At 50.6% G+C, this 23,346-nt stretch carries 22 protein-coding genes; 16 read left to right on the top strand and 6 right to left on the bottom strand.

Going from position 1 to position 23,346, the window contains the following annotated elements; translation table 11 throughout:
- Positions 1-26: 26 nt before the first annotated feature.
- From msrB to G9409_RS09565, 3 genes are all read right to left on the bottom strand, one after another.
- Positions 27-470 (bottom strand): peptide-methionine (R)-S-oxide reductase MsrB, encoded by a 444-nt coding sequence (msrB, locus tag G9409_RS09575; protein WP_166808590.1) that lies wholly within the window; start codon positions 468-470, stop codon positions 27-29.
- 162 nt (positions 471-632) lie between these two features.
- Positions 633-3,311, bottom strand: coding sequence for a hybrid sensor histidine kinase/response regulator (locus G9409_RS09570; protein WP_166808547.1), 2,679 nt, complete (start codon positions 3,309-3,311; stop codon positions 633-635).
- Between the two features lie 137 nt (positions 3,312-3,448).
- The gene (locus G9409_RS09565; RefSeq protein WP_166808546.1) at positions 3,449-3,928 is read right to left on the bottom strand and encodes a hypothetical protein; all 480 of its coding nucleotides are present in this window, start codon (positions 3,926-3,928) and stop codon (positions 3,449-3,451) included.
- A 191-nt stretch (positions 3,929-4,119) separates the two neighbouring features.
- Between G9409_RS09565 and G9409_RS09560 the strand changes: the two genes are divergently transcribed.
- The 3 genes from G9409_RS09560 (at position 4,120) to G9409_RS09550 (ending at position 6,001) form a co-directional block, all read left to right on the top strand.
- Positions 4,120-4,443 (top strand): hypothetical protein, encoded by a 324-nt coding sequence (locus tag G9409_RS09560; RefSeq protein WP_166808545.1) that lies wholly within the window; start codon positions 4,120-4,122, stop codon positions 4,441-4,443.
- A 68-nt stretch (positions 4,444-4,511) separates the two neighbouring features.
- Positions 4,512-5,039 (top strand): hypothetical protein, encoded by a 528-nt coding sequence (locus G9409_RS09555; protein WP_166808544.1) that lies wholly within the window; start codon positions 4,512-4,514, stop codon positions 5,037-5,039.
- Between the two features lie 140 nt (positions 5,040-5,179).
- A complete protein-coding gene (locus tag G9409_RS09550; protein ID WP_166808543.1) occupies positions 5,180-6,001 on the top strand; it encodes a fimbrial biogenesis chaperone in 822 nt (273 codons plus the stop codon).
- A gap of 156 nt (positions 6,002-6,157) precedes the next feature.
- On the opposite strand, the gene G9409_RS09545 is transcribed toward G9409_RS09550, so the two are convergent.
- Positions 6,158-6,433 carry a hypothetical protein gene (locus tag G9409_RS09545; RefSeq protein ID WP_166808542.1) on the bottom strand — a complete coding sequence of 92 codons (276 nt, stop codon included), beginning with the start codon at positions 6,431-6,433 and terminating at the stop codon, positions 6,158-6,160.
- Between the two features lie 470 nt (positions 6,434-6,903).
- On the opposite strand from G9409_RS09545, the gene G9409_RS09540 reads away from it, so the two are divergent.
- The 7 genes from G9409_RS09540 (at position 6,904) to G9409_RS09510 (ending at position 14,690) form a co-directional block, all read left to right on the top strand.
- On the top strand, positions 6,904-8,109 hold the full coding sequence (locus G9409_RS09540) for a helix-turn-helix transcriptional regulator (protein WP_166808541.1): 1,206 nt from the start codon (positions 6,904-6,906) through the stop codon (positions 8,107-8,109).
- A 200-nt stretch (positions 8,110-8,309) separates the two neighbouring features.
- Entirely contained in the window at positions 8,310-8,663 is a 354-nt protein-coding gene (locus tag G9409_RS09535; RefSeq protein WP_166808540.1) for a nuclear transport factor 2 family protein, read from the top strand.
- Positions 8,660-9,910 (top strand): Nramp family divalent metal transporter, encoded by a 1,251-nt coding sequence (locus G9409_RS09530; protein ID WP_208019705.1) that lies wholly within the window; start codon positions 8,660-8,662, stop codon positions 9,908-9,910. The genes G9409_RS09535 and G9409_RS09530 overlap by 4 nt, the downstream gene beginning before the upstream one ends.
- 1 nt (position 9,911) lies before the next feature.
- Positions 9,912-10,322, top strand: a complete 411-nt coding sequence (locus G9409_RS09525; protein ID WP_076790809.1) for a universal stress protein — start codon at positions 9,912-9,914, stop codon at positions 10,320-10,322.
- 289 nt (positions 10,323-10,611) lie between these two features.
- Positions 10,612-11,298: an OmpA family protein gene (locus tag G9409_RS09520; protein ID WP_166808539.1), complete on the top strand. Its 687-nt coding sequence runs from the start codon at positions 10,612-10,614 to the stop codon at positions 11,296-11,298.
- A 204-nt stretch (positions 11,299-11,502) separates the two neighbouring features.
- Positions 11,503-11,898: a DUF4440 domain-containing protein gene (locus tag G9409_RS09515; RefSeq protein WP_076789372.1), complete on the top strand. Its 396-nt coding sequence runs from the start codon at positions 11,503-11,505 to the stop codon at positions 11,896-11,898.
- Positions 11,899-12,020: 122 nt separating this feature from the next.
- Positions 12,021-14,690: a glycoside hydrolase family 15 protein gene (locus tag G9409_RS09510; RefSeq protein ID WP_166808538.1), complete on the top strand. Its 2,670-nt coding sequence runs from the start codon at positions 12,021-12,023 to the stop codon at positions 14,688-14,690.
- 34 nt (positions 14,691-14,724) lie between these two features.
- On the opposite strand, the gene lpxD is transcribed toward G9409_RS09510, so the two are convergent.
- Complete coding sequence (gene lpxD / locus G9409_RS09505) at positions 14,725-15,780, bottom strand: UDP-3-O-(3-hydroxymyristoyl)glucosamine N-acyltransferase (RefSeq protein ID WP_166808588.1); 1,056 nt, start codon at positions 15,778-15,780, stop codon at positions 14,725-14,727.
- Positions 15,781-15,960: 180 nt separating this feature from the next.
- Between lpxD and G9409_RS09500 the strand changes: the two genes are divergently transcribed.
- From G9409_RS09500 to G9409_RS09480, 5 genes are all read left to right on the top strand, one after another.
- Positions 15,961-16,932 carry a ribose-phosphate pyrophosphokinase gene (locus G9409_RS09500; RefSeq protein ID WP_166808537.1) on the top strand — a complete coding sequence of 324 codons (972 nt, stop codon included), beginning with the start codon at positions 15,961-15,963 and terminating at the stop codon, positions 16,930-16,932.
- A 31-nt stretch (positions 16,933-16,963) separates the two neighbouring features.
- Positions 16,964-17,563, top strand: coding sequence for a 50S ribosomal protein L25/general stress protein Ctc (locus G9409_RS09495; RefSeq protein WP_166808536.1), 600 nt, complete (start codon positions 16,964-16,966; stop codon positions 17,561-17,563).
- A gap of 210 nt (positions 17,564-17,773) precedes the next feature.
- A complete protein-coding gene (locus G9409_RS09490) occupies positions 17,774-19,267 on the top strand; it encodes an ABC transporter permease (RefSeq protein WP_166808535.1) in 1,494 nt (497 codons plus the stop codon).
- Between the two features lie 2 nt (positions 19,268-19,269).
- The gene (locus tag G9409_RS09485; protein ID WP_166808587.1) at positions 19,270-19,836 is read left to right on the top strand and encodes an NUDIX hydrolase; all 567 of its coding nucleotides are present in this window, start codon (positions 19,270-19,272) and stop codon (positions 19,834-19,836) included.
- Between the two features lie 25 nt (positions 19,837-19,861).
- Positions 19,862-20,137, top strand: a complete 276-nt coding sequence (locus G9409_RS09480) for a hypothetical protein (RefSeq protein ID WP_166808534.1) — start codon at positions 19,862-19,864, stop codon at positions 20,135-20,137.
- A gap of 17 nt (positions 20,138-20,154) precedes the next feature.
- Here the strand turns inward: G9409_RS09480 and G9409_RS09475 are convergent, their stop codons facing one another.
- Positions 20,155-22,389 carry a ComEC/Rec2 family competence protein gene (locus tag G9409_RS09475; protein WP_166808533.1) on the bottom strand — a complete coding sequence of 745 codons (2,235 nt, stop codon included), beginning with the start codon at positions 22,387-22,389 and terminating at the stop codon, positions 20,155-20,157.
- 65 nt (positions 22,390-22,454) lie between these two features.
- On the opposite strand from G9409_RS09475, the gene metF reads away from it, so the two are divergent.
- Positions 22,455-23,324: a methylenetetrahydrofolate reductase [NAD(P)H] gene (gene metF / locus G9409_RS09470; protein WP_166808532.1), complete on the top strand. Its 870-nt coding sequence runs from the start codon at positions 22,455-22,457 to the stop codon at positions 23,322-23,324.
- Positions 23,325-23,346: the final 22 nt, after the last annotated feature.

Below are 23,346 nucleotides of genomic sequence, written 5' to 3'. Positions count from 1 at the left end.
GAGAGAAGAGCGCTCAGGGCTGCTCTTTATAGTTGCAGAGAGTCCGCTTCAAATTCAAGTACAATGGAGTTTACGGAAAAACGGCGGCCCATGGGGGGGGGGCCGTCATCGAAAAGGTGACCGAGGTGTGAGCCGCACCGGCCACAGAGTATTTCCATCTCCAATGAACTCTCTTTGCGATACCGGACACTGTTTGATCTCACGGTTTTTAAAAAACTCGGCCAGCCGGATGAACTGGAGAACTTGGCCTCGGAGCGGAAAAGGGTGTTACCGCACATGGCGCAGAAGTAGGTTCCGCACTCTTCATTATCCCAGTACTTTCCGGTAAATGGCTGCTCGGTAGCTCCTTTTCGCGCAACCTCAAAGAGTGCCCCGGAGAGCAGTTCTTTCCACTCGGCATCCGGTACATTCAGTTTCGAAGTATCACTCCGGGAGTAATAGGGATTGACGGTTTGAGTCTTCCGGGTCATGGTTTTGGATTTATCAGTAACTGTTGGCAATGGCACTCCGTTTTACAAGCCAATACTTGCCGCCTCTCCATAAACACAGGAAAGATAAGAACCGTTCGTTTTATATGCATGCCGGAACATGGAATAAGGTCTTTTCAACAAAAGGTTGTTCTTCAGAAAATCTCATGGTTTATCCTGCTGACGATTCAGCACGGCATGAATCATTTCAAGCAGCCGCTCTTTGTTCACCGGCTTGGTGATAAAGGAGTTACACCCGGCCTCCTCCGCTTTTCCCCTCTCCGATTCTGAGGTAAAGGCACTCTGCATAATAACCGGCAACCCGGGCCGAAACTGCTTGATCAGCCTGGTCGCATCAAAACCGTTCATAACCGGCATTTTGATATCCATAAGCACAAGCCTGATCTCAGGATGTGCTTTTACAAGCTCCACCGCATCCTGACCGTTGCCGGCGGAAAGGATCGTTATGCTTTCGGATTGCAGTGTTTTCTCAAGCAGAATACCACTGACGGCATCATCTTCAGCAATAAGAATGGTCATCCCGGGCAAGGATCCATAGTCGGGTTTGACTTCAACAGGCTGAACGTCAGTTTCCACAAAACCGGCAGGATTGTATGGCAGGGTGAAGAGAAACTCGCTCCCTTTTCCTTCTATAGATTTGACCGAGATGTGGCCTCCAAGCATCTCAATATATGCCTGCGAAATGCTCAGACCGAGACCTGCACCCTCATAGTTACGGGTCAGGGAGTTGTCCGCCTGGCGGAACCGTTCAAAAATCTTCGTCTGCATGTCAGGCGATATTCCGATACCGGAATCAGCAATATAAAACTCAAGCGTATTTTTATTGAGGGCATAACCAAAGTCAATATGCCCCTCTTTGGTGAATTTCAGGGCATTCTGCAACAGGTTCGTCAGAATTTGCGTAAGCTTGGTGCTGTCTGTCTCAATCACACTTTCACTGTCTGACAACCCGGAGGTACAGCTCAAGCGCAACCCTTTCTGCTCTGCAAGGGGCTTGAAAAAGGCATGGAGATCACGGAGCGTAGTGTTGACCGGCGTCCTGCCGATCTTCACGTTGGTCTTGCCGGCTTCGATCCGGGAAATATCAATGATGTCATTGATGAGAAAAAGCAGACGCTGACAGCTCTGGTCAATGAGATCAATATAGAGCGACTGCTCCTCTTTTGACAGATCAGGATCTTTCAGGATCTCTGAAAGTCCGACAATTCCATTCATCGGGGTGCGTATTTCATGGCTGATATTGGCAAGAAAGGCGGTTTTAAGCCGGTCACTCTCCTCCGCATGCTCTTTGGCCGCAATCAACTCGCTCCACAATTTTTTCTTTTCAGTAATATCCTCCTTGATCGCCACAAAATTGGTGACAACACCCTCTTCATCCAGAACCGGCGAGATCACAGCCGACTCCCAGTAAAACTCTCCGTTTTTGCGCCTGTTGTACATCTCCCCTTTCCACACACCGCCGGCAAGAATCGTTTGCCAGAGCTCTTCATATACCCGCTGCGGCATGGTTCCGGACTGAAGAATGCGGGGATTCTTGCCGATTACCTCCTCCTGGCTGTAACCGGAGGAGATGGTAAATGCCGGGTTAACATATTCAATATCTCCCTTCAGATCGGTAATAACCACTATGGCATGACTTTGCTGCAAGGCAACGCTCAGTTTTTGCAGCTCCCGCTCCGCCTCTTTTCGCTCGGTTACGTCATGCACGATAGCATAGAGCAGCTCCCTGCCACCAACCTGGATATTCGAGCTGAACACCTCGACATCGCGAATGGAACTATCCGCCCTGCGGTGTTGAAAAGCAAACTGATTTTTTTCCGACAACCGGTTCTGCTCCATAAGGCGTTTCAACTCCTCTTCAGGAAGCGTATCGAGCTCCCGGATATGCATGCGGCAAAGTTCATCAATTGACCACCCGTAAAAAGCTGTGGCTGCATGGTTGGCATCAATAATATTGCCTGTAAGAGGATCAAAAACCAGCTGGACGGCGGAATGCTCTTCAAACAGTTTCCTGAAACGCTCCTCGCTGTTGTGTAGAGCTTCATCTTCCTTCATCTTGTGCTCGGTGATGTCGGTACCGACTCCGATAAGAAAAGGCTTCTCCTTGATAAAAATCCTCTTTCCGGACAACTGAAACCATCTGACCCGGGGACCGCCCTGGATAAGAACTCTCACTTCATCGCTCTCCTCAACACCGCTCTTCATGATATTGGCCATTTTCTCTCCGACCTTAGGGCGGTCATCGGGATGAATGGTATCCAGAGCAATGAAAGAGACCATTTCAGCGTCCGGTCTGCCGACCACAACATCCCGCTGATAAGCATTCCATGCAGCATAATGCCCTTCGGCATCAAGCATATAGAAGGCACCGGGCACCGCCTCTTTAAGCGCACCAAAAAGAGTCTGCATCGTCTCCGCATCCCTTTCAGATCTCTTCAGATCGGTTATCTCCTGCGCAACAATATAGATCTGCGACGTCCTGCCATCAGGGCCGGCAATCGGGTATAACGTATTTCGATAACAATGGCCCTCCTGCTCATCTTCATAAATCATGCGCCTCCCGGAACGAAACACCTCCTCAACTTTTATCCGCCGGGCGGCTGCCAGTTCAGGCGGAAGTAAATCATACGCATTGACGTTAATGCACGCATGCACCTCTTTATGACATACTCTGGCAAAAGCCTGATTGGCATCAAAAATGGTCCCTTCCCGGTCCATAATAAACGCCGGTTCCTCTACGGCATCAAAAACAGCATTGAGTGTGCTTTCGCGCTGTTGTGCATTGCGCTCCTTCTCCGCTCCCTTATGAGTACTGTTCTGCATAGAAAATTTCAATGGCGTGTTAAATCCCGGCTGAACCGACAGATGCTCTTCAGCATGTGACCATCTGAAGAGCATCTGCCTGAGTCCCTACTGAAGCAAAATAGGAAGAGTTTTCAGCTTTTTCATGATAAATCCCTTCACCTTTCCGTACGGCCATGTTTTTCAATTTTTCCAGCCCACATAGTCAGTGATTTGTCATCCATGCTATCCCAGGCTTCAATTTCAGCGCCGAGATAGTGGTTAATGAAGGCGCTCTCAATTTCGGATTTTTCACTTGAAAAGGAGTATTCATCAAGAGCAGCATCATCTTTCGGCTGAAAAGCCCAGTACTGCACCGCAGGTTTGCCCTTGTTGAAAAGAAAGAGTTTCTCATCAGGATCAAGGTCGCTGTTATCCTGAAGCGTGTCACATTCGGCAGCAATCCCGGCGATCAAGCTGCAATGTTTTTCACTGTACTCAATCGGACCGAGGATTGGATCATACACCCGGCAATCCACCGTAATCAGCCCCTTTGCGGTTACAATGAAAAGCGTATGGCCCAGCCGCCAGTAGCCGCCATCAAGAAGGGTCGGTTGTTGAATTGCGTGCAGACGTTGCAGCAGAGAGGCTCTCTCCATCGGATAATCTCCGGGGTTTCTTGGTGAACGGATAACGATATACCCTAAAATACAATATTGAAAAGATGCTTACCAGTCTGCGCTGTCATAACCCTTACAGGGCGTTCGTTTCAGCTCCTCTTCTGCGTGGCGGCACCCTTCACCTCTTTTGGTAGTAATGAATTTTGTAGTAGCTTTAGAATACAAACAGTATGTGGCCGGAAATCCTGATTGAGGATAGCGGCCCTGACGACTTCCCGGAAAATGCCGATATGATGCTTTCTGCTAAAGCCGCACTCATAGCGAGAACTATTTTTTTTCTGCTCGCCATCACCTCCATGGCATGGATGGGGGAAGTTTTTGCTGAAAACTCCGTCACTGTCCAGACAAAAGTTACCGTAAACATCTCGGAATCCCTGATTCAGTACTTCAGCAAACTCCGCAAAGAGACGGCGATAAAGCAGAGCGCTCCCCCGTCAACGTCACAATCGATGCCTTCGCCTGCCGACTCTACTACATCAGTGCCGGCTCCCTGAATGACCATCAGTGGCCTGTGCAGCCGCAGGGTGAGGAAAATAAAATAGTCAAGTTGATTATTCCTGTCATGAAAAAATCCTGCATAATACCCACAGCAGAACGCCATACCGTAAGGCTTCGGCTGCTTGTCACCCTCATCCTTTTCCTGTTTCAGGGTTTAACAGCTACGCATCTATGGGCCAAAGCAGATGTTCTGAATCCCGATGAAATAACGCTTGCCTCGCTGCGCCTTGAAGATGTGCAGGGAAAAGATGAAAGGAAGATGAACAAAACCAGACCCGAAGAGATCCACGTCATTCGAACGGTAAACCCGTTATGGCAACTGGAACTGCCGGACAATCACCTGCCGGCAGTCACTACAGAGTACAGTGTTACCGGCAATAACGGCAAACCGGATGTCTTTTCAAATATTGATGATCCATCCTCATCGGTAAAAATCAGGATCGAAGCGAAAGGAATACGCTCCAGGGCGTATGTCAACAAGCACTGGTTAATGTCGGAAGTCGTGGATATCATCATCTATCCGGTTGCTGCAACCAGCAGGGGCGCTTACAGCGGAGTCATTAAAACGATCATCTCTTTTGCTCATATTTAACAGGCCCGCCTCATCCTCAATCGGTTTTTCGCTGCTCCGGAAAGTCTGAGCATCCCGTATCACGCTCTTTTCCTCACTCCTGTTGCCGACACGTATACAGGTCAGCAGAGGAAAAAACAAATCACTGAAGCGGTGCCCCTATGAAAAACATTGTATCGATCTGCCTGCTTCTTCTCTCTGGCGCATTTTCCGCTCAGTCACTCCATGCCGATCATATCTATAATTTGTTTGTATCTCCAAAGATGTTTGAGCTGAAGCTGGGTTCCGGACCGATCAGTGAATCCATACAGCTAAAGAACAACAGTGATAGCCCTATAAGCCTGAGCGCAACAGTCCGGAACTGGACAATTGACGAACAGAACAACCTGAAAACAGTGCCGACTGAAGCAGAGTCGCTTGATCAATGGATAGTGGTCACTCCTGAAAAAATTACCGTTGAAGCGGGCAAAGAGGCTCTTGTTCATTTTTCAGTCAAACCGCATGCGGTGACCAAACCCGGTGAACACCGGGCAATCATCTATCTGACAGAGAGTTATCCGACACTATCCGGCGATGGAATAGAAGTCACCTTCCGCCAGGGCATAGGCATCTATGGCTATTCCGGAGCTGTGCGGCGTGCTGCCACGTTAAAAAGCCTGAAACTTGACCGGACCTCAGGAATCCTGAATATCGAAATTGAAAACCGGGGAAATGTGCACACCCGGTTTGACGGAGACTATACGATCTGGAAAAAAGGGTCGTTTCCGGGGCTGAAATCTCTCCCCGTTGACCTTGACTGGCCGCATAACAAAAAAAAACCGGCAGGGCTCATTTCTTCAGGCGGCCTGAACAGAACGCCGGTACTTGCCGGAACCAGCCGAACCATAAAGACACTGCTTCCGGTTGCCGGTATTCCAACCGGATACACCGTTATTGTAACCGGCACCATTGATGGAGAAAAGGTTGAAAAGATTTTCCGCTGAACCATACGCCTCCATAGGCCACTACTCCAGACAGCAATAAGCACGCTTCAATCCTGTCGGTGATGCTCATTGCACTCCTTTTCGTGCTTTCCCTTTACGAAGCGGGTGCTCACCCGCACAGAAAGTGAGAGCGCAAAAAAAAACAGTGTCAGCTCCTCAAAGGGGAAATTCCGCATCTCCGATCAGGGAATCAAAGTCCACCGGAAAAGATGGCTCGACCTGATTGAAGCGATCACGTCCCTCCGGCATGGCATGAACCCCGGCGGGGAAGGCGTTATGGAGCAGCATATACTCCAGCAGGTAGTTGGTCAACCGGTAATAACCGCACGGTTTTGTTGAGGTTGATCCCGGCATTTGATTTGCCGGCTTCCCCTCGGCCCACCTCTCAACAATCTGCTCAACCAGTGCCTCATACCTCTTCTGTTTCTGCATAGGGATCCGTTCTGTTTTGATTGCATGAAGCTCACAGCGTTACCGGTCAAAAATAACCCAATGATCTGCTGAATCATAAAAAAAGGTATAAAAACCCAAAGCCCCCCTCTCATCAAAAGGGAACAGTACCGTTTTATAATACTCAAGATGAGACGGTTGATGAGTTTGTGCGTCAGCAATGAGCAGGATTGGATCGCTCGCGAGGGAAGATCAAATAAAACAGAGAGATGCAGATGTAAAAATAGGTGATAATAGGGCAATTAATAAAGAAAAGATGGTGTTTTAACTGGAAAGAGAGACTTGTAGCAATGCAGTATCAAAGAGGAGCATCAAGACGTATTGTGGCGTAATAGAGTAAAATTTATTTCGCAAATAGATGAAATAGTTGTTTTTATTCAAAAAAATAGCCGATATTACTCACCTTAATACGCCACAGCGATAACAAGTTAATAATACGGCACCTCTCTGTTATGGGCGAAACAAGTCTGGGCACCATAAAAAACAGCAACTGGAAAAGTGTACACCCGACTGCCGGGTATACAAAGCGAATGGAGGTGATTGATGATAATATCGTTCACACCTGGATTGAGTCAAAAAAGGATGTGATTCTTGATTTCATGGACGCTGAGCTGCTGCAGGTTGTTCTTCAGGAAGCCGGCCTCGAAAACAGAGAGTTTCATATCATCTTTGACCTTGCCAATACCACAAGTATTACCTATCGCTACAAACTGGCGATTACCGATCTCTTTTTTAACTGGAGTCCCTTTTTCGGGGTTATAGGTTTTTACAATATCGCCGAGTCAATGCGCATTATAACCGAATCGTTCGCCGCCATTGCACCCGGAAAACTGTGCGTCATTCAGGCCGGAACCTATGAAGAGGTTATTGAAAGAGTCAGGGAATATAAATCAGGAGTGCTGCCTTCAATGGAGCTCCCTGACGAGGAGAGAAGGGAGGAACATCGGTTTCTTGGAGCTGTTGCAAGATTGTCGTGGCTGAACCTGCTTGAAGAGCCGATTGAGCTTCCACCAGGGGAGAGCCGTTACTATACGGTTTTCAAAGCAATTGAAGCCCTTCGCCTTGACCTCATCGCTAAAAATATTGACTGTGAAAAAGAACTACAAGAGCTTACCCACAACCTTCAAAATCGACTAACCCAGATGACTATAAAAATGAATGCACAGGCGGAATTGAATAAAAAATCGGTCACCGAATTCAAAACCGAGATCTCTGATCTTAAATCAAGGCTGGCAACACAGGATATGGAGCTCACCCGGGTTTCAACTGCAATTGCCGAAAAAACAACCAAATTGCGGAACATTCTTGCACAGATAAATGCTCTTGCAATAGATACAGAGGTTAAAAAGGGAATTGCCGACACCTGTCTCAGCCTTATAGAGACCGAAACCATTGAAAAAAGGCTGAACACCGAACAGACTGAAGATGACTCGGTATTTCTGTCAAAACTTCAGAAAAAACATCCGAACCTCAACCAGCGGGAGCTGAGAATCAGCCTGCTTGTAAAGATGAACTACGATACCTGCGATATTGCCCGTTCTGTCGGCATATCAACACGGGGTATGGAAAGCATCCGTTACAGAATGCATAAAAAGCTCGGTCTTGGAAAACATCAATCCATCAAGACCTATCTTTCCGAGCTGGCCGTTACCTTCTGAACTCCCCTGCTGAATAGTTGCAAAAAGCACTCTATCGGTTGTGACGATAGAGTGCTTTTTCTTTTTTGGCATCCGGTTGCACGTTTTGTGAATTTTTTCATCCCGGTTTGGTGTTTAGCTATGGTATGTTCTGCTTTTGTGCGGCACCCGGAATGACCCCCGCACAGCTTTTACAACCTTTTCCATCGGGGAGGCAGTCAATGGATACCCGTAAACTGATAGAGGCCTACCACAAGGCCTGGACATGCGGTGATTTTGCCGCAGCTCGCTCTTTTCTGGCTGATGATCTTGATTTTCAGGGCAGTATGGAGCGATTTTCAAATGCTGATGATTTTCTGGCTGCACTGAAACAGTTTGCTCAGATGACCACCCGTGTAGTCCTGCAGAACAGCTTTTTCGAGAAAGAGGGCGCTGCTCTCCTCTATGACTGCGAAACAGCAACCCCGGCTGGTGTTATCCGCACAGCGGAGTTCTTTACTGTTTCCGGCAACCGCATTAAAGCCATCCGGCTGGTTTTTGACGCTACGGATCTGCGAAAAGCGATGCCGGCATGATCAGCAGCTCAAGAGCCAAAAAAGGTATGCCATTCAGCAAGCTGCTGGGCTTTCTTGGTCCCGGCTTTCTGGTTACGGTGGGGTTTGTCGATCCGGGAAACTGGGCAACCAACATTGAAGGAGGATCACGGTTCGGCTACGAGCTGCTCTGGGTAGTTACACTCAGTACACTCATGCTTGTTCTGATCCAGCACATGGCGGCCAAGCTTGGCATAGCTACAGGCAAATCGCTGGCGGTCAACATACGCGAACATTTTCCGAAACCGGTGACCGCTTTTCTCGGCATCACGGTACTTCTTGCCTGCATTGCCACGGATATTGCCGAGCTTCTCGGAGGCGGGATCGGTTTTTCACTGCTCTTCGGCATACCGGTCTGGACCGGTGTGCTCATCACTGTTTTTCTCAAAATTTTCCTCGTCACCAGCCAGCGCTACCATCGGATAGAAACAATCATTGTCGGTTTTCTCGGGGTCATAACCCTCTGTTATCTTATCGAACTCCTGATTGTCAAGCCTGACTGGGCGGCAGTCACGACCGGACTGGTTCTTCCTCATCTCGGCAGGGAGAACATCTATGTGGCGATGGCTATTCTCGGCGCCCTTATCATGCCCCACAATATTTTTCTGCATTCAAATGTCATTCACAGCAGAGAGTGGGGAATATCGGAACAGGAAAAAATGAAGCTGCTCCGGTATGAAAAAATCGACACCATTTCGGCCATGACTCTCGGCTGGGTTGTCAATTCATCAATGATTATTGTTTCGGCGGCGGTTTTTTTTCATAATCAGGTTCAGGTATACAATATTGAAGAGGCATCGGCAACACTCAAACCGCTCGCCGGAGAACTGGCAGGATTACTCTTTGCCATCGCTCTGGTTTTTTCGGGTGTGGGATCTTCCATGACCTCATCGATGGCTGAAGCTAATGTATTGACCGGGTTTCTCGGCAAACCGGAAGATCCCGGAACCGGGCTTTACCGCAGCGCCGTCTTTGCCACCTCTATACCATCATTCCTGATCATTCTGTTTACTGCCGACACCTTCCGGCTGCTGATTTTCAGCCAGATCATGCTTGGCATACAGCTTCCCTTTACCCTTCTCTCGCTTTTGATTCTCTGTCGAAACAGCAATGTAATGGGTGGTTTCAGAAGCCGGAACAGGGAGTTTGCCGCCGCATCTCTCATTGCGGCGATCGTTATCTTCCTCAACTTTTATTTTTTTTACACAACGGTTACCGGAGGGAGCTGATATGCACAGGTACAGAAATATCCTTACAGCCATTGACTGCTCTGATGCAGACATGACCGTAATCGAGCATGTGTCATCACTTGCTTCAGAACCGGGTTCAGTGGTCCATCTTCTGCATGTTGTCCACTCCCATACCCTCGATCAGGACAGAGACCTTCGAATGCAGGCTGTCACGCTGCTGAACCGCTACCGGGAGAAGATGCAGGCAGATGGCATTGACGCGAGAGTGATTATCAGAAGTGGAGAACCGGAGGATGAAATTCTCTCTGAAATAGAGGAGAACGGGTATGACCTCCTTGCCATGGCGACTCATGGCCACCGGCTGCCGGAAAGAATTCTCTTTGGAAGTGTATCAAGAACGCTTCGAAAAAAAATCACGATCCCCCTGCTCCTGATCAACTCCGATCGTTAGCGGGAGGCGAATTCCGGCACCCCTTTACCTCCCCCTTGCCGCTCCCCTCAAAAAGAGGTGAATGAAGAAAAAAAACCGCTATATTCGCCTTCTTCCTGCATGCAAGGAACTTAAGCCGCTCTATGGTGATTATAATGTACAGATTCCGGATCTCTTTATATTTCAAAGCAACTTCCCGAAAGGCCGGTTTTGTCGTGATGTGGAAATCCTGATGGCCGTTTATTGTGATACCACATTTGAACTATTTTCATACTTTTGTTCTCTTTTTAATTCATAACAACAGACAACTATGACACATCTGCAAAAACTCACCAGACCGGTAGCACTGCTGCTTATTCTCGCCATGACCACACTGACCTGGGGCTGCCAGTCATCAAGCAATGCGGGACGTGGTGCGGGTATCGGCGCAACCGCAGGCGGAGTAATCGGGGGTATTATCGGAAGCAGAACCGGAAGCTGGGCCAAAGGTGCCCTTATCGGCGCTGCCATCGGCGGTGCAAGCGGAGCTTTGATCGGCAACTACATGGACAAACAGGCCGCTGAAATCCGCAACGAAGTCAACGGCGTGCAGGTTGAACGGGAAGGCGAAGGCATAAGGGTAACGATGGATTCCGGGATTCTCTTCACAACCGGCTCATCAACGTTATCCTCAACCAGCCGTGCAAACATTGAAAAACTTGCCCGGATTTTCAACCGCTACGATGACACCAAAGTCGTTATTGAAGGGCATACCGATAATACCGGCAGCGCAGCATCAAACCAGCTGCTCTCCGAAAGAAGGGCCGAGTCGGTTGGCAAACTGCTGAGTGCATACGGTGTTTCAGATCGCAGACTCTCCCCTGTCGGCTACGGTCAGTCACGTCCTGTGGCATCCAACGACACGGAATACGGCCGCCAGAGTAACCGCCGTGTTGAAGTGCTGATCTATGCCAATGAGGAGCTCAAACAGAAGGCTGCATCCGGTCGTCTGGATTAGTAACCTTTTCCTGCACGGAAAGAAGTGAACCATTAAAAAGCCTGAACGCACCCCGTTCAGGCTTTTTTTTCGGGCCGTCAAACCGCCGAATAAATTAATAGCGGTGAACATAAAAAAATCTTACATTTCCGACCATACAACCCGCTCCTGCCTTGCACTCAAGAGCGCAGCGCAGCAAACAGAATCAAAAACATTGTGCTTGCCATGACACACTTCAAAAATGCTGAAGAGGTTCTCTTTCAATGGGTTTCAAGGGTCTGCAGCGGAAGTCCCGATGATATTGCGGCTCTGTATGATGAAGCTGCGGTTCTTGTTCCGACGTTTTCCCCCCATACCGTCACAACCCCTGAGGGTATAAAAGGCTATTTCGGACAACTCGCATCAAGGGATGGACTTGGTGTTCGACTCCACAACAAGGCACTCAGAAAACAGGCACTGAGCGATACACTCTTTGCTCTCAGCGGGATCTACTCCTTTGAGTTCGAAGTTGACCAGGTTCTGCTCTCCTTCCCTTCACGCTTCAGCTTTATGGTCGATATTTCAAGAGAGCAGCCTATCATTCACCACCACTCCTCACAGGTTCCAAGGAATCTCTCCTGACCGTTGTATCTCCTCCCGGAACAATGCCGCACGAAACAGCGTGCCGTGTTCCGGGAATTCGTTATTATCTGCTGTAGCGCTTTTTTCTCTTTCTCCCTGCCGGATAAAACAGGAATGCGGAAATGTACAGAAGCATTGCCGATTACGGAGTTATAGGGGATCTTCACACGGTCGCCCTGGTCTCGAAAGAGGGCTCCATTGATTACTGTTCTCTGCCCCGGCTCGACTCCCCGACTCTCTTTGCCGCACTGCTTGATGATGAAAAAGGGGGATTCTTCTCGCTGCAACCCTCCGGGCCCTTCACGTCACATCAGGAGTATATCTCCAATACCAACATCCTCTCGTGCAGATTCACCACTGACGGGGCCGAAGCACTGCTTTATGATTTCATGCCGGTAAAACAACCCGGAGCGCACAGTGAAACACAACAGCGCATCCACCGCTGCCTGAGGGTCGTCAGGGGAGATATGGCCTTTACCCTGACGTTGATGGCTCGACCGGATTTTGCCAGAGTGGTGCCCGAAATAGCACCGGCAGGAGAGAACCGCTATACCATCCGCTACGGGCGCAGAACGCTTACGCTCAGCGTAGTATGCAGCCGTTGCTCGCTGATCGGCATTACTTCAGGCACGCTCACGCTTGAGCTCCGGTTCGCAGCTCCCGGTGAAGCTCACATAGATCTCCTCTTTGGAAGCGTGAAATCCGGTGAGGCTCTCCCCTGTCCTTTTGAAGAGAATATGCTCTTCTGGCAGGAGTGGGTAAATCACTGCCTGGGGGAGCGGTGCGCATATCTGGGAGAGTTCATGCCGATGATCAACCGCTCCCTGCTTGCACTTAAACTCCTGACCTTTCAGCCGACCGGAGCCATTGCCGCTGCGGCAACGACATCCCTTCCGGAAACTTTGGGCGGTGAAAGAAACTGGGATTACCGTTTCAGCTGGCTGAGAGATTCATCCTTCACGCTCAAAGCGCTTTTCACCGTTGGTCACATCAACGAAGCGGATGCCTATCTTCGCTGGCTGCAGCTCACCTACCGGAAATACGGCAGTCGTAACCTGCAAATCATGTATACCCTGCAGGGAAAGGAACGGCTCAGGGAGAAGACACTCGGCCATTTGAAGGGGTACCGCAATTCGCAACCGGTGAGAATCGGCAACGACGCCCACCGCCAGAACCAGTGGGATATCTATGGAGAGGTCATGGAGAGCGCTCTGCGTCTCTCGGATTACGCAGGGAAGATCGACGAGGAGCTCTGGCCGTTTTTCAGCAACATCTGCGAGCTGGCCATAGAGAACTGGCAGAAACCCGATGACGGCATCTGGGAGGTACGCAACGGACCGCATCATTTCGTCTATTCAAAAGTGATGTGCTGGGTTGCCCTTGACCGCGGCATCACCATAGCCCGCCGTTTCGGTTTTGACGCCCCGGTTGAGCGCTGGAAAGAGGAGCGTGATCGTATCAGGAACGATATTCTGGAGAAAGGATACAACCCTGCACTGAACAGTTTTGTACAGAAATACGGTTCAACGGATCTGGATGCCAGCCTCCTTCTGCTTCCGCTTGCAGGGTTCCTTCCTGTTGATGACAAACGGGTGCAGGGCACCATTGAGGCATGCCGGAACGGGCTTATGGAAAACGGGTTTCTGCTCCGCTACCGCTCGGAAGACGGACTCAAAGGGGAGGAGGGCGGATTTGTGCTCTGCAATTTCTGGCTGGTGGAGTCTCTTGCGCTTTCAGGCAAAAGCGATGAGGCAAGAGAGCTGCTTCAGAGAACCCTCACGGCATCAAACCATCTCGGCCTCTTTTCGGAAGAGTTTGACACCAAAAAGCTGGAGATGCTCGGCAACTTCCCCCAGGCATTCAGCCATATCGGCTATATCAATGCGGTATCGGCAATCCTCGGAAAACACCCTGAACTGCAAAAAGCAGTAACGATGCCCTCCTGGGGCGACAGGCTGCGGAACCTTCTTCCCATCCAGGTCACGCTGAACAAAAGAGCAGAGAGCGATCCGGAATCGGGCATCGAGACCGGCGCCCGGCTGAAGCAGGCACTGGGCAGACTTCAGGGGGCATTTTTCAATGCAGAGAGGGGCGTGATCAATTATGCGGCGCTGAAACAGTCCGGAGAGTTCCTCCACTATCTCCGGCTTGCAGGATCACTCAACAGCTTCAAACCGGAAACACTCAAAAGCGACGAGGAAAAAAAGGCGTTCTGGATCAATATCTACAACATTCTCATTATTCACGGAGTCATTGAATTCAATATTCAAAGCTCGGTACTTGAAATCGTCAACTTCTTCGGCAGGATCGGCTACACGATCGGTGGAATCTTCTTTTCGCCCGATGACATTGAGCACGGCATCCTCCGCATAAACCGTCCGCACCCTTTTTTCCCGAACAAACCATTCCTTGAAAGCGATCCGCGAAAAGCGCTCATGCTTGAGCAGTTCGATCCGCGCATCCACTTTGCACTGGTCTGCGCGGCATCGAGCTGCCCGCCCGTTGAGTTCTATGATGCGGCGATCATCGACCGGCAGCTTGATATGGCGGCAAGAAGTTTTATCAATCGACAGGGAATGGAGATTGACAGGAAGCACAACACACTCCGGCTCTCTCCGGTCTTCGACTGGTACAGCGGAGATTTCGGCCGCACGAGACGGGAAATCATTCTTTCACTGCTGCCCTGGGTCGGGGAGGAGCAAAAAGGGTGGATAGAAGAGCACCTCTCATCACTGCATGTGCGATACCTTCCCTATAACTGGAACCTGAACAGCGCTCTGCAAGAGCACTGAACCCCGCATAGAACAATACGGGGCCATCCGGTCATCACGCGTCTGATTTACGTTCTTTCAACGCGGCATCAAGCAGGTCAAGCTTCTCTTTCATCGCACCAAGATTACGCATCATCGCCTCAAGCTTCAACTGATCACGCATCGGCTGAGCGGGAGTTCCACGCAGAACCGTGCCCGGCTGCAGAAAGGATTTCGAGATACCGGTTTTGGCTGCAACCTGAATATTGTCGGCAAGTTCAAGATGACCGGCAAATCCGGCCTGCCCGCCAATAAGGCAGTGACGGCCAACGACTACGCTGCCTGAAATCCCGGCCTGTGCAGCAATGACCGTATCATCACCAATCTTGCAGTTATGGGCTATCTGAACAAGGTTATCAATCTTGACTCCCCGTCCGATCACCGTACTGCCCATGGTCGCCCGGTCAATCGTGGAGTTCGCGCCGATCTCGACATCATCGCCGATCTCGACAACACCCATCTGGGGAATCTTCACATAGGATCCGTCGCTCTGGGGAGCAAAACCGAATCCGTCAGCACCGATAACGCTCCCTGAGTGTACAACCACCCTGTTGCCGAGAACGGTTCCTTCATAGAGGGTGACACGGGGAAAAAGAAGAACATCCTCACCAAGCGTTACGCCGTTCAGAAGCACACTATGCGAGCCGATAACACTGTTACGGCCGATTGAACAGTTATCGCCGATCACTGCATACTCACCGACTGATACACCGTCAGCAATTGTGGTACCGCTGCCGATAACAGCGCTCGACGCGATGCCGGGGGCGGTTATAACACGGGGGGGAGCAAATATTTTCAGGAGAAAAACAAACGCGGTATAGGGGTCACTGACCTTGAGAAATGATCGTTTTTCTGTGAACTCGTCAACAGAAACCGAGGGATGCACAATAACCAGAGAGGCTTCGGTTGTGGAGAGAAAGCGGATATATTTTTCGTTGGCTATAAAGCTTACCTGCCCCGGGCCGGCAAGTTCAATTTTGGCCGGACCGGTGATCTTCCCCTCACCACTGCCGAGCAGTTCAACCGAGTCCGAAAAGCGGAGCAGGTACTCCCTGATCTCCTGAATAGTCATATTTTTCAAGCAATTAACCGAACGTTAGAAAGAGGAAATAATTAATTAATTTTTCAGCCTTTTTATTTATATTCGAAGTCTCTTGAGCGTATCATCAACCGCACAAAAAGAGCGGGGATACACCGGGAAACTGAATCACTGCCATAATATAATCCCTTTCATTTGAAAATGCAGGACCCGATGGCAAAACCCATTAAAATTTTCGCTGGGCGCAGTAATCCGGCTCTTGCCGAAAAGATTGCATCGTACCTCGACATGACGCTTGGCAATGCCAAAGTCGAAAACTTCTCTGACGGGGAGATCTCTGTTAACTTTTTCGAGTCTATCAGAGGATCGGATCTCTTCATAATCCAGTCTACGAACCCTCCGGGCGACAACCTGATGGAGCTGCTTATCATGATTGATGCAGCCAGACGCTCTTCGGCCGCAAGGATCACGGCGGTCATGCCCTATTACGGCTATGCACGGCAGGACAGAAAGGACCGGCCCCGCGTGGCCATTACGGCAAAACTCGTGGCAAACCTGCTTACTGAAGCCGGAGCCAACCGCATTCTGACCATGGATCTGCATGCACCGCAGATTCAGGGCTTTTTTGATATCCCCTTTGATCACCTCTACTCAAGTGTCGTCCTGATAAACGATATCCGTCAAAGAGAGTTCCGCGATAACCTTGTTGTTGCCTCTCCTGATGTCGGCGGAGTAAAGCTTGCAAGAAAATTTGCTGAAGAGCTCGGCACCGATCTGGTGATTGTCGACAAACGCCGTCCGGCAGCCAACGTTGCTGAAGTGATGAACATCATCGGCGATGTCAGAGGCAAAAACGTCCTGCTTGTCGATGACATGATCGATACTGCCGGCACCATTGTCAATGCCGCAAAAGCCATCCGTGAAGCCGGCGGCCTTAAAATTTATGCCGCAGCAACACACCCGATTCTTTCCGGACCGGCCATAGAGAGAATCAACGCGTCACTGCTTGAGAAGCTTATTGTGACTGACTCGGTTATCACCAGTCATGACTATTCTCCGAAAATTGAAACGGTCACGGTGAGCAACCTCATTGGAGAGGCCATAAAGCGTATTTATGAAGATGACTCTGTCAGCTGCCTCTTTGACAGCAAGAATATTCTTCAGAAACTTACGAACAGTCATTAAACACAAGAGATAAAAGATATAAAGGAAGAGTATGGAAACCATTGTACTGGGTGTTGAGCCCCGCGTCATCAAAAAGAAAGACGCTGAAAAACTTCGCAAGAATGGAATAGTCCCCGCCGTGATCTATCATAAAGGAGAAGAGACCATTCCGGTAAGCGTCAACGAGATTGCACTGAAGAAGCTTGTGCACTCAGCCGAGTCGCATATTATCGATCTTCAGTTCCCTGACGGCAAGATCAAACGTTCGTTTATCAAGCAGGTTCAGTTCCACCCCGTAACCGACCGGATCATTCACACCGATTTTCAGCTCTTTGCGGCTGATGAGGTCATTGAGCTGGAAGTGCCGGTTTCTGTCTCCGGTGACAGCATCGGTGTCGAAAAGGGCGGCAAACTGCAGATCATCCGCCACGCACTGACCATCAAGGGTAAACCCGAAGACATGCCTGACCACCTCATTGTTGATGTTACAGCACTTGAGATCGGCCACTCCATCCATGTAAGGGAGATCCCGATGACCGCCTATGCCGGCCTCGTCATCAGTGACGATCCCGACACTCCGGTTATCACGGTCCTTGCATCGAAAAAAGAGACCGAAGCAGTTGCTGAAGTGCCGGAAACACCGGCAAGCTGAGTACTGCTTAACCGCTGTTCATCGACCGGTGCATGAAGAATACAACGCTGCTTTTCTTTCAGGGAAAAGCAGCTTTTTTTTTGCTGATAACTTGATTATGTGCTCTCCATATTGTTCTTTTCCCTTTTATGAGTGCCGCTCTGCCCGATCGCAAGATCAAGCAGGGGCTCTCATTTGCTGAAGCATTATTCACCGATAGCAACCTGAAGCTTGAAAAACAACAGAGGCAGCTCCCCGAACCGTCCGGACCGGATTCCTGAGGCCGGTAAAGGCAGAACAGAGAACAGAGGAAAACTCTTTTTTTTCTTTTTCTCCATTACGGCGTTTCTGATCGTAATGGTGATCCAGTCCGATCTGGTTGTTATCAGTTTCCGCTCAATCTATACCGCCGCGCTCCTCTCCATTACAGCACCTGATGCACTGCGGGAGATCTTCACCACGGATATTCTGGAGTTCTGGATCGGAGCCATCTACCTGGTGGTGCTTCCGCTCCTGCTTGCTCTTTTCGCCCGTAACGCTCTGCAAAAAAAGAGTGCTGAAGAGATACAAGAGGAACGTGAAGAGTTAAGCCTCGGCAAATTAAGCCTCAGAGCCTTCATGCGTCACAAGATAGCGCTCTATGCCTCTGCGGTGATTTTTGTGCTCTACTCGGCGGCATTCCTTGCACCCTTCATTGCCCCCTTCAGTCCCTATGACCAGCAGGACTTTCTGGTTACCGCCTACCAGCCACCGCTCTCAAAGCTTGATGCTCTGGTGCTCAGGCAGCCGAAAACCCTGGCAATACCCATGCAGAGCGGAAGCGGCAGAACCATTGCGTTGACCAACTCCCTGATCAGCGACCTGCAGCTGTTGAAAACGCGTAATGAACCCAATGCCATCAAGTTTGTCAACGAGTACCGCATCGAAGGCGATTCGGTTATCTATCTCCAGGGAATGCGCACCAAAACCATCGCCCTGCATGAACTTGCGGGATCGGTCAAACAGGGTGCATCCGGAGTTGCCGGCGGGAAACCGGATTTTGTCATCACCCGAACCTTCCTCCTCGGTACCGATCAGTACGGCCGCGACATTCTCAGCCGGGTGATCTACGGCTCGAAAATCTCGCTCTCGATCGGTTTTCTTGTTGTGCTCATCTCCGTAACCCTTGGTACCGTTATCGGCGTCTCTTCGGGATACTTCGGCGGCTGGATCGATGCGGTCATGATGCGCATTGTTGATGTGCTTATCGCATTCCCCGCTCTCTTTCTTATTCTCATCATCATTGCCACCTTCGGAAACTCCATCTATCTGATTGTCATCACCCTCTCCTTCACCGGATGGATGGGAGTCGCCAGGATGGTCAGAAGCCAGGTGCTCTCGCTCAAGGAGCAGGAGTTTATCCTGGCGGCAAAGTCGCTGGGTCTTTCGGATGCAAGAATCATCTTCCGCCATCTTGCCCCCAATACCCTCACTCCGGTCATAATAGCGGCAACGCTGCGTATCGGCAGCATTATCCTCACCGAAGCCGGACTCTCCTTTCTCGGTCTCGGTGTTCAGCCGCCCACGCCAAGCTGGGGAAACATTATCAATGAAGGGCGTGACAGCCTTTTGAACTACTGGTGGATATCGACCTTCCCCGGCGTTGCCATCCTGACTACGGTCGTCTGCTTCAACCTTATCGGTGACGGTGTGCGCGACGCCCTCGACCCGAGAATGAGAGGATAATGATGAACAACACCCTGAAAGACGATCCGCAGGCCTGGAACACCCTCGGCACCAACTACCTCTACCGGAAGCCCTGGCTCACCATGCGCCAGGACACCGTACAGCTCCCCAACGGCAGGGTTATCGATGACTACTACATCTGGGAGTACCCCCCGTGGGTCAACGTGCTTGCCGTAACCCCGGAGCAGCAATTCGTTCTGATCCGCCAGTACCGTCACGGCATCGGCAGGGTAAACTATGAGCTGCCTGCCGGTGTTCACGACAAGCAGGGAGAATCACTGATGGAATCAGCAAAGCGCGAGCTGCACGAGGAGACCGGGTACGGCGGCGGCAGGTGGAGCCCGCTGCTGGAGCTCAGCCCGAACCCGGCCCTGCAGAACAACCTCACCTCCACCTGGCTGGCCGAAGGGGTTGAACTGCTTGGAGGGCAGCAGCTCGATGCAACCGAGGAGATCAGTGTGCACCTCGTATCCCTTGATGAACTCCGCTCAATTGCACTTGACGGCTCTATGCTGCAGGCCCTGCATGTTGCACCGATACTCAAATACCTTCTGACAAAACAGCACTGAACACCTTAATAAAAGAGGAGGGTTCATGAAAAAAACTGCACAGCTCACGCTGCTGGAGAGCGCCATAAAGGGGTTCGGGTACAGCCTTCGCTATGAAAAAGGCAACTTCCTTGGCGGAGAGTGCCGGCTGCGGGACGACAACGTGGTCGTGGTCAATAAATTCCTGCCGCTCGAAGGTAAAATCTACACCCTTGCACTGGTCATCAGCAAGCTCAACCCTCCCGGACTCTCTGCAGAGATTGCAAAAATCGTGGACAGCCTCATCGGCACCACCCTCTTCAACCGGGATCTGCGGAGATAAATCAAACCGGCTCACTCTTACCGTATCACCACCTGACGGCTTTTACTCCGGACTTCGAGACCGGGATGTGCTGCGGCAAACCGGTTGAGAGCGGCAAGATCTGTGCGGGAGAGAAAGGAGCCGGGAATCAGAATGCACTGTTTCGGCCGGGCGTAGTTGAGCCACGAGCGAATCTCTTGCTGCTGTTTTTCAGCAAAACGATAGACCCAGAGAAGAACATAATCCGCCTTGTAGAGTTCCGATTCCTGCAACCGGCTTGAGCCTGATACAACAAGGAGTGAACTCTGTCTGCTCTGGATTTTCAGAACCTTCTCCCGGGGGCGCATGATGAGCATGGCGGGAAGAGCAAGCAGCTTCTCCGCCTCAAGCATGTGATGCTGAACAGGGAGGCGCGATACAAGCGAGTCGGGGGTGTAAAACTGAACCGCTGCATCAGGTGCGGCATGGCCATAGAGCTCAAGCTGTTGCGTGATACGCTTGAAGCTGCTCGCACTCCGCCCTGCATCAATGAGCAGGGTTTTGCCGCCAACGGAAAAAACAGTGACCAGATTACGGCCAAGATTAACCGTCAAAAGCAAGGGGGCAACCGGACGGATATGAACGGTAAATGAGTACCAGAAGAGCAGGTTTGCCCCGAGAAGCACTGAAATCGCAAGCCTGCCCCACGCTTTTCGAGTGAAAAAAAAGAGGGCGGAAAAGAGCATCAGGTAGTAGAGAGCAACTTCCGGCAGATCCGGCTTCCAGGATAGTGAAGCAAAAGGTACCCGGCTGAAAACCAGCGCGGATTCGAGCGTCAGCCGGGCAAAAAGAACCGCGCTTTCAGCAAAAAAAGAGGCCGCGTACCCTGAGAGAAGGTTTACAACCAGCATGGGTACAAGTGCATACATCAGAAGGGTGGAGAAGAGTACCACGGGAATATTGGCAAGAAGCCCGATCAGGGAAAAGGTGCCGAAGTAGAAGGCAATCACCGGAGCGACACCGATAACAGCTGCAAGCGTAACGGCAAAACCGGAGAACAGGAGACGCCCTGCAGCCTGAAAAGCTCCCCCTCCACGCCCGTTCGTCGGAGTGAAACGGGGAAAAAGCAGAAGAATTGAGGCAACGGCGCTGTTGGTCATCAAAAAACCGGGGCTGAGAAGATCAAGAGGGTCAAACAGAAGAATCAGAACGTCTGAAAGCGCAAGCGAGTTCATGGAGAACGTTTTTCTTCCAAGCGTCTCGCCGCCGATGAGCACCGCCGTCATGATTGCTGCACGTTTGACGGAAGCCGAGTTACCGGTAACATGACTGTAAACCAGCAGAATAAACACGGCAAGCAGAAACGATACCCACCGCCCCGCAGTAGTGACTTTCAGGCGCTGCAGCGAGATGTGGATGGCAAGAACAAGCAACCCGACATTGAGACCGGATACGGCAAGAATATGCGCCGTACCGGTAATTCTGAATGCCTCGAACAGCTCTTCAGGAAGGTACTCCTTTTCACCGGTAAGCACTCCTGCTGCAAGCTGGCGCTCCTCACCGGGGGGAATCAGCTCCTCAATACTTTTCATGATATAATCCGCGACCGGTTTGACAATGAAGCGCTCAAAACCGTTGAGTTGTGGCGCCCCTTCATGCTGCACCATCCATGGGCCTGCACAGTAGAGCTGCACTGAAACCTGCTTCATGCGGGCCGCTCTTCGCGGATCATACTCCCCCCTGTTTGCGGCCGGGGCAATCAGCTCAAGCTGCCCCTTGACCCGAACCATATCTCCGTAACTAATAGTACTCCTGGTATCACCGCCGCTTCGCATAAAGACCTTTACCCTGTCACGGAGCTTTATGGTTCTTCCGCCGGCAAACACCTCTTCCACATCCATGATCCAGCCTGTGCCATGTTCACCGGTAGCCGGACGAGTGGCGACACGCCCGGAGAGGATCAGCGATTTGCCGGTAAATGAGAGCAGACCGTTTCGGGGAGCATAATGCATACGGAAGTCACTGCAGGCGGCAAATGAGAAAAAGACAAACAGGGTATAGCTGAGCGTCGTGATGAAAAGAGGAAATGGGCCCCTCTTTTTGATTGTCTCATACAGGAGCCCGCCAAGGAGCGTAAAAAGCGCGATTGCGCATACGATAATCCATACCTCAAGAGGAAAGGGCAGATAGACTCCCGCAAGAATGCCCGGAATAACGCCGAGAAGCAACCGGAGAGCCGGATATGGTGCCAGGCAGATGCGCTCTGACTGCCCCGGCTTCTGTATATTTTTCACTTCCGGCAAATCATTGTTTTGTATATTATTCTTTTTCAAAAAAGCTTTTAAACGTCATCTTCTTCATGCTGGTCAAAGATATTCTGGACGCTGCCCTGAAACCTGTATTCAGCTTTGAGTTCTTTCCTCCAAAAAAAGACGAAGAGTGGGAAACCCTTTTCAAAACCATTGCCGCACTCTCGCCGCTCAACCCCTCCTATGTTAGCGTGACCTATGGAGCCGGAGGTTCGACCCGTTCGAGAACCCATGATCTGGTTACAAAAATCCAGCGTGAAACCGGCCTGACCGTTGTCTCCCATCTTACCTGCATCTGTTCGGACAGGGAGGAGACCGGATCGATCCTGCAGAACTACCGCGATAACGGCATCAACAATGTACTGGCCCTGCGGGGAGACAAACCTGCCGGGACGGCGACACTTGCTGAAGCAATCAAGGATTTTCCCCATGCCATCGACCTGATCCGTTTCATCAAAACAAACTATCCGGATATCGGTGTCGGCGTTGCAGGATTTCCTGAAGGTCATCCTGAAACACCCAACCGGCTGCAGGAGATCGACTATCTGAAAGAGAAGATTGATGCCGGAGCCGACTATATTGTTACCCAGCTCTTTTTTGACAACCGCGACTTTTTTGATTTTGTTGAACGCTGCACCATTGCAGGTATTACGGTACCCATTATTCCGGGAATCATGCCCATTACAACACGCAAGGGTATGATCAGGATGTCGGAACTGGCACTTGGAGCAAGAGTTCCTGCTCCCCTCATGAAAAAGGTACTGAATGCTTCGGATGACGCCGGGGTGGCATCAGTTGGTATTGAATGGGCCACCATGCAGGTGCAGGAGCTGATCGACAACCACATCAAGGGTGTGCATTTCTACACCCTCAACATGGCTGACGCGACCCTCAGAATATTCAACAACCTTCACCAGTAACCCTTTGTTCTCAACCCGGAAA

Origin of the sequence: Candidatus Chlorobium masyuteum (assembly GCF_011601315.1) — a bacterium.
GTDB lineage: Bacteria > Bacteroidota > Chlorobiia > Chlorobiales > Chlorobiaceae > Chlorobium > Chlorobium masyuteum.
Note: the sequence above shows the minus strand (reverse complement) of the source record. Positions and strands in the feature narration are given on the sequence as shown.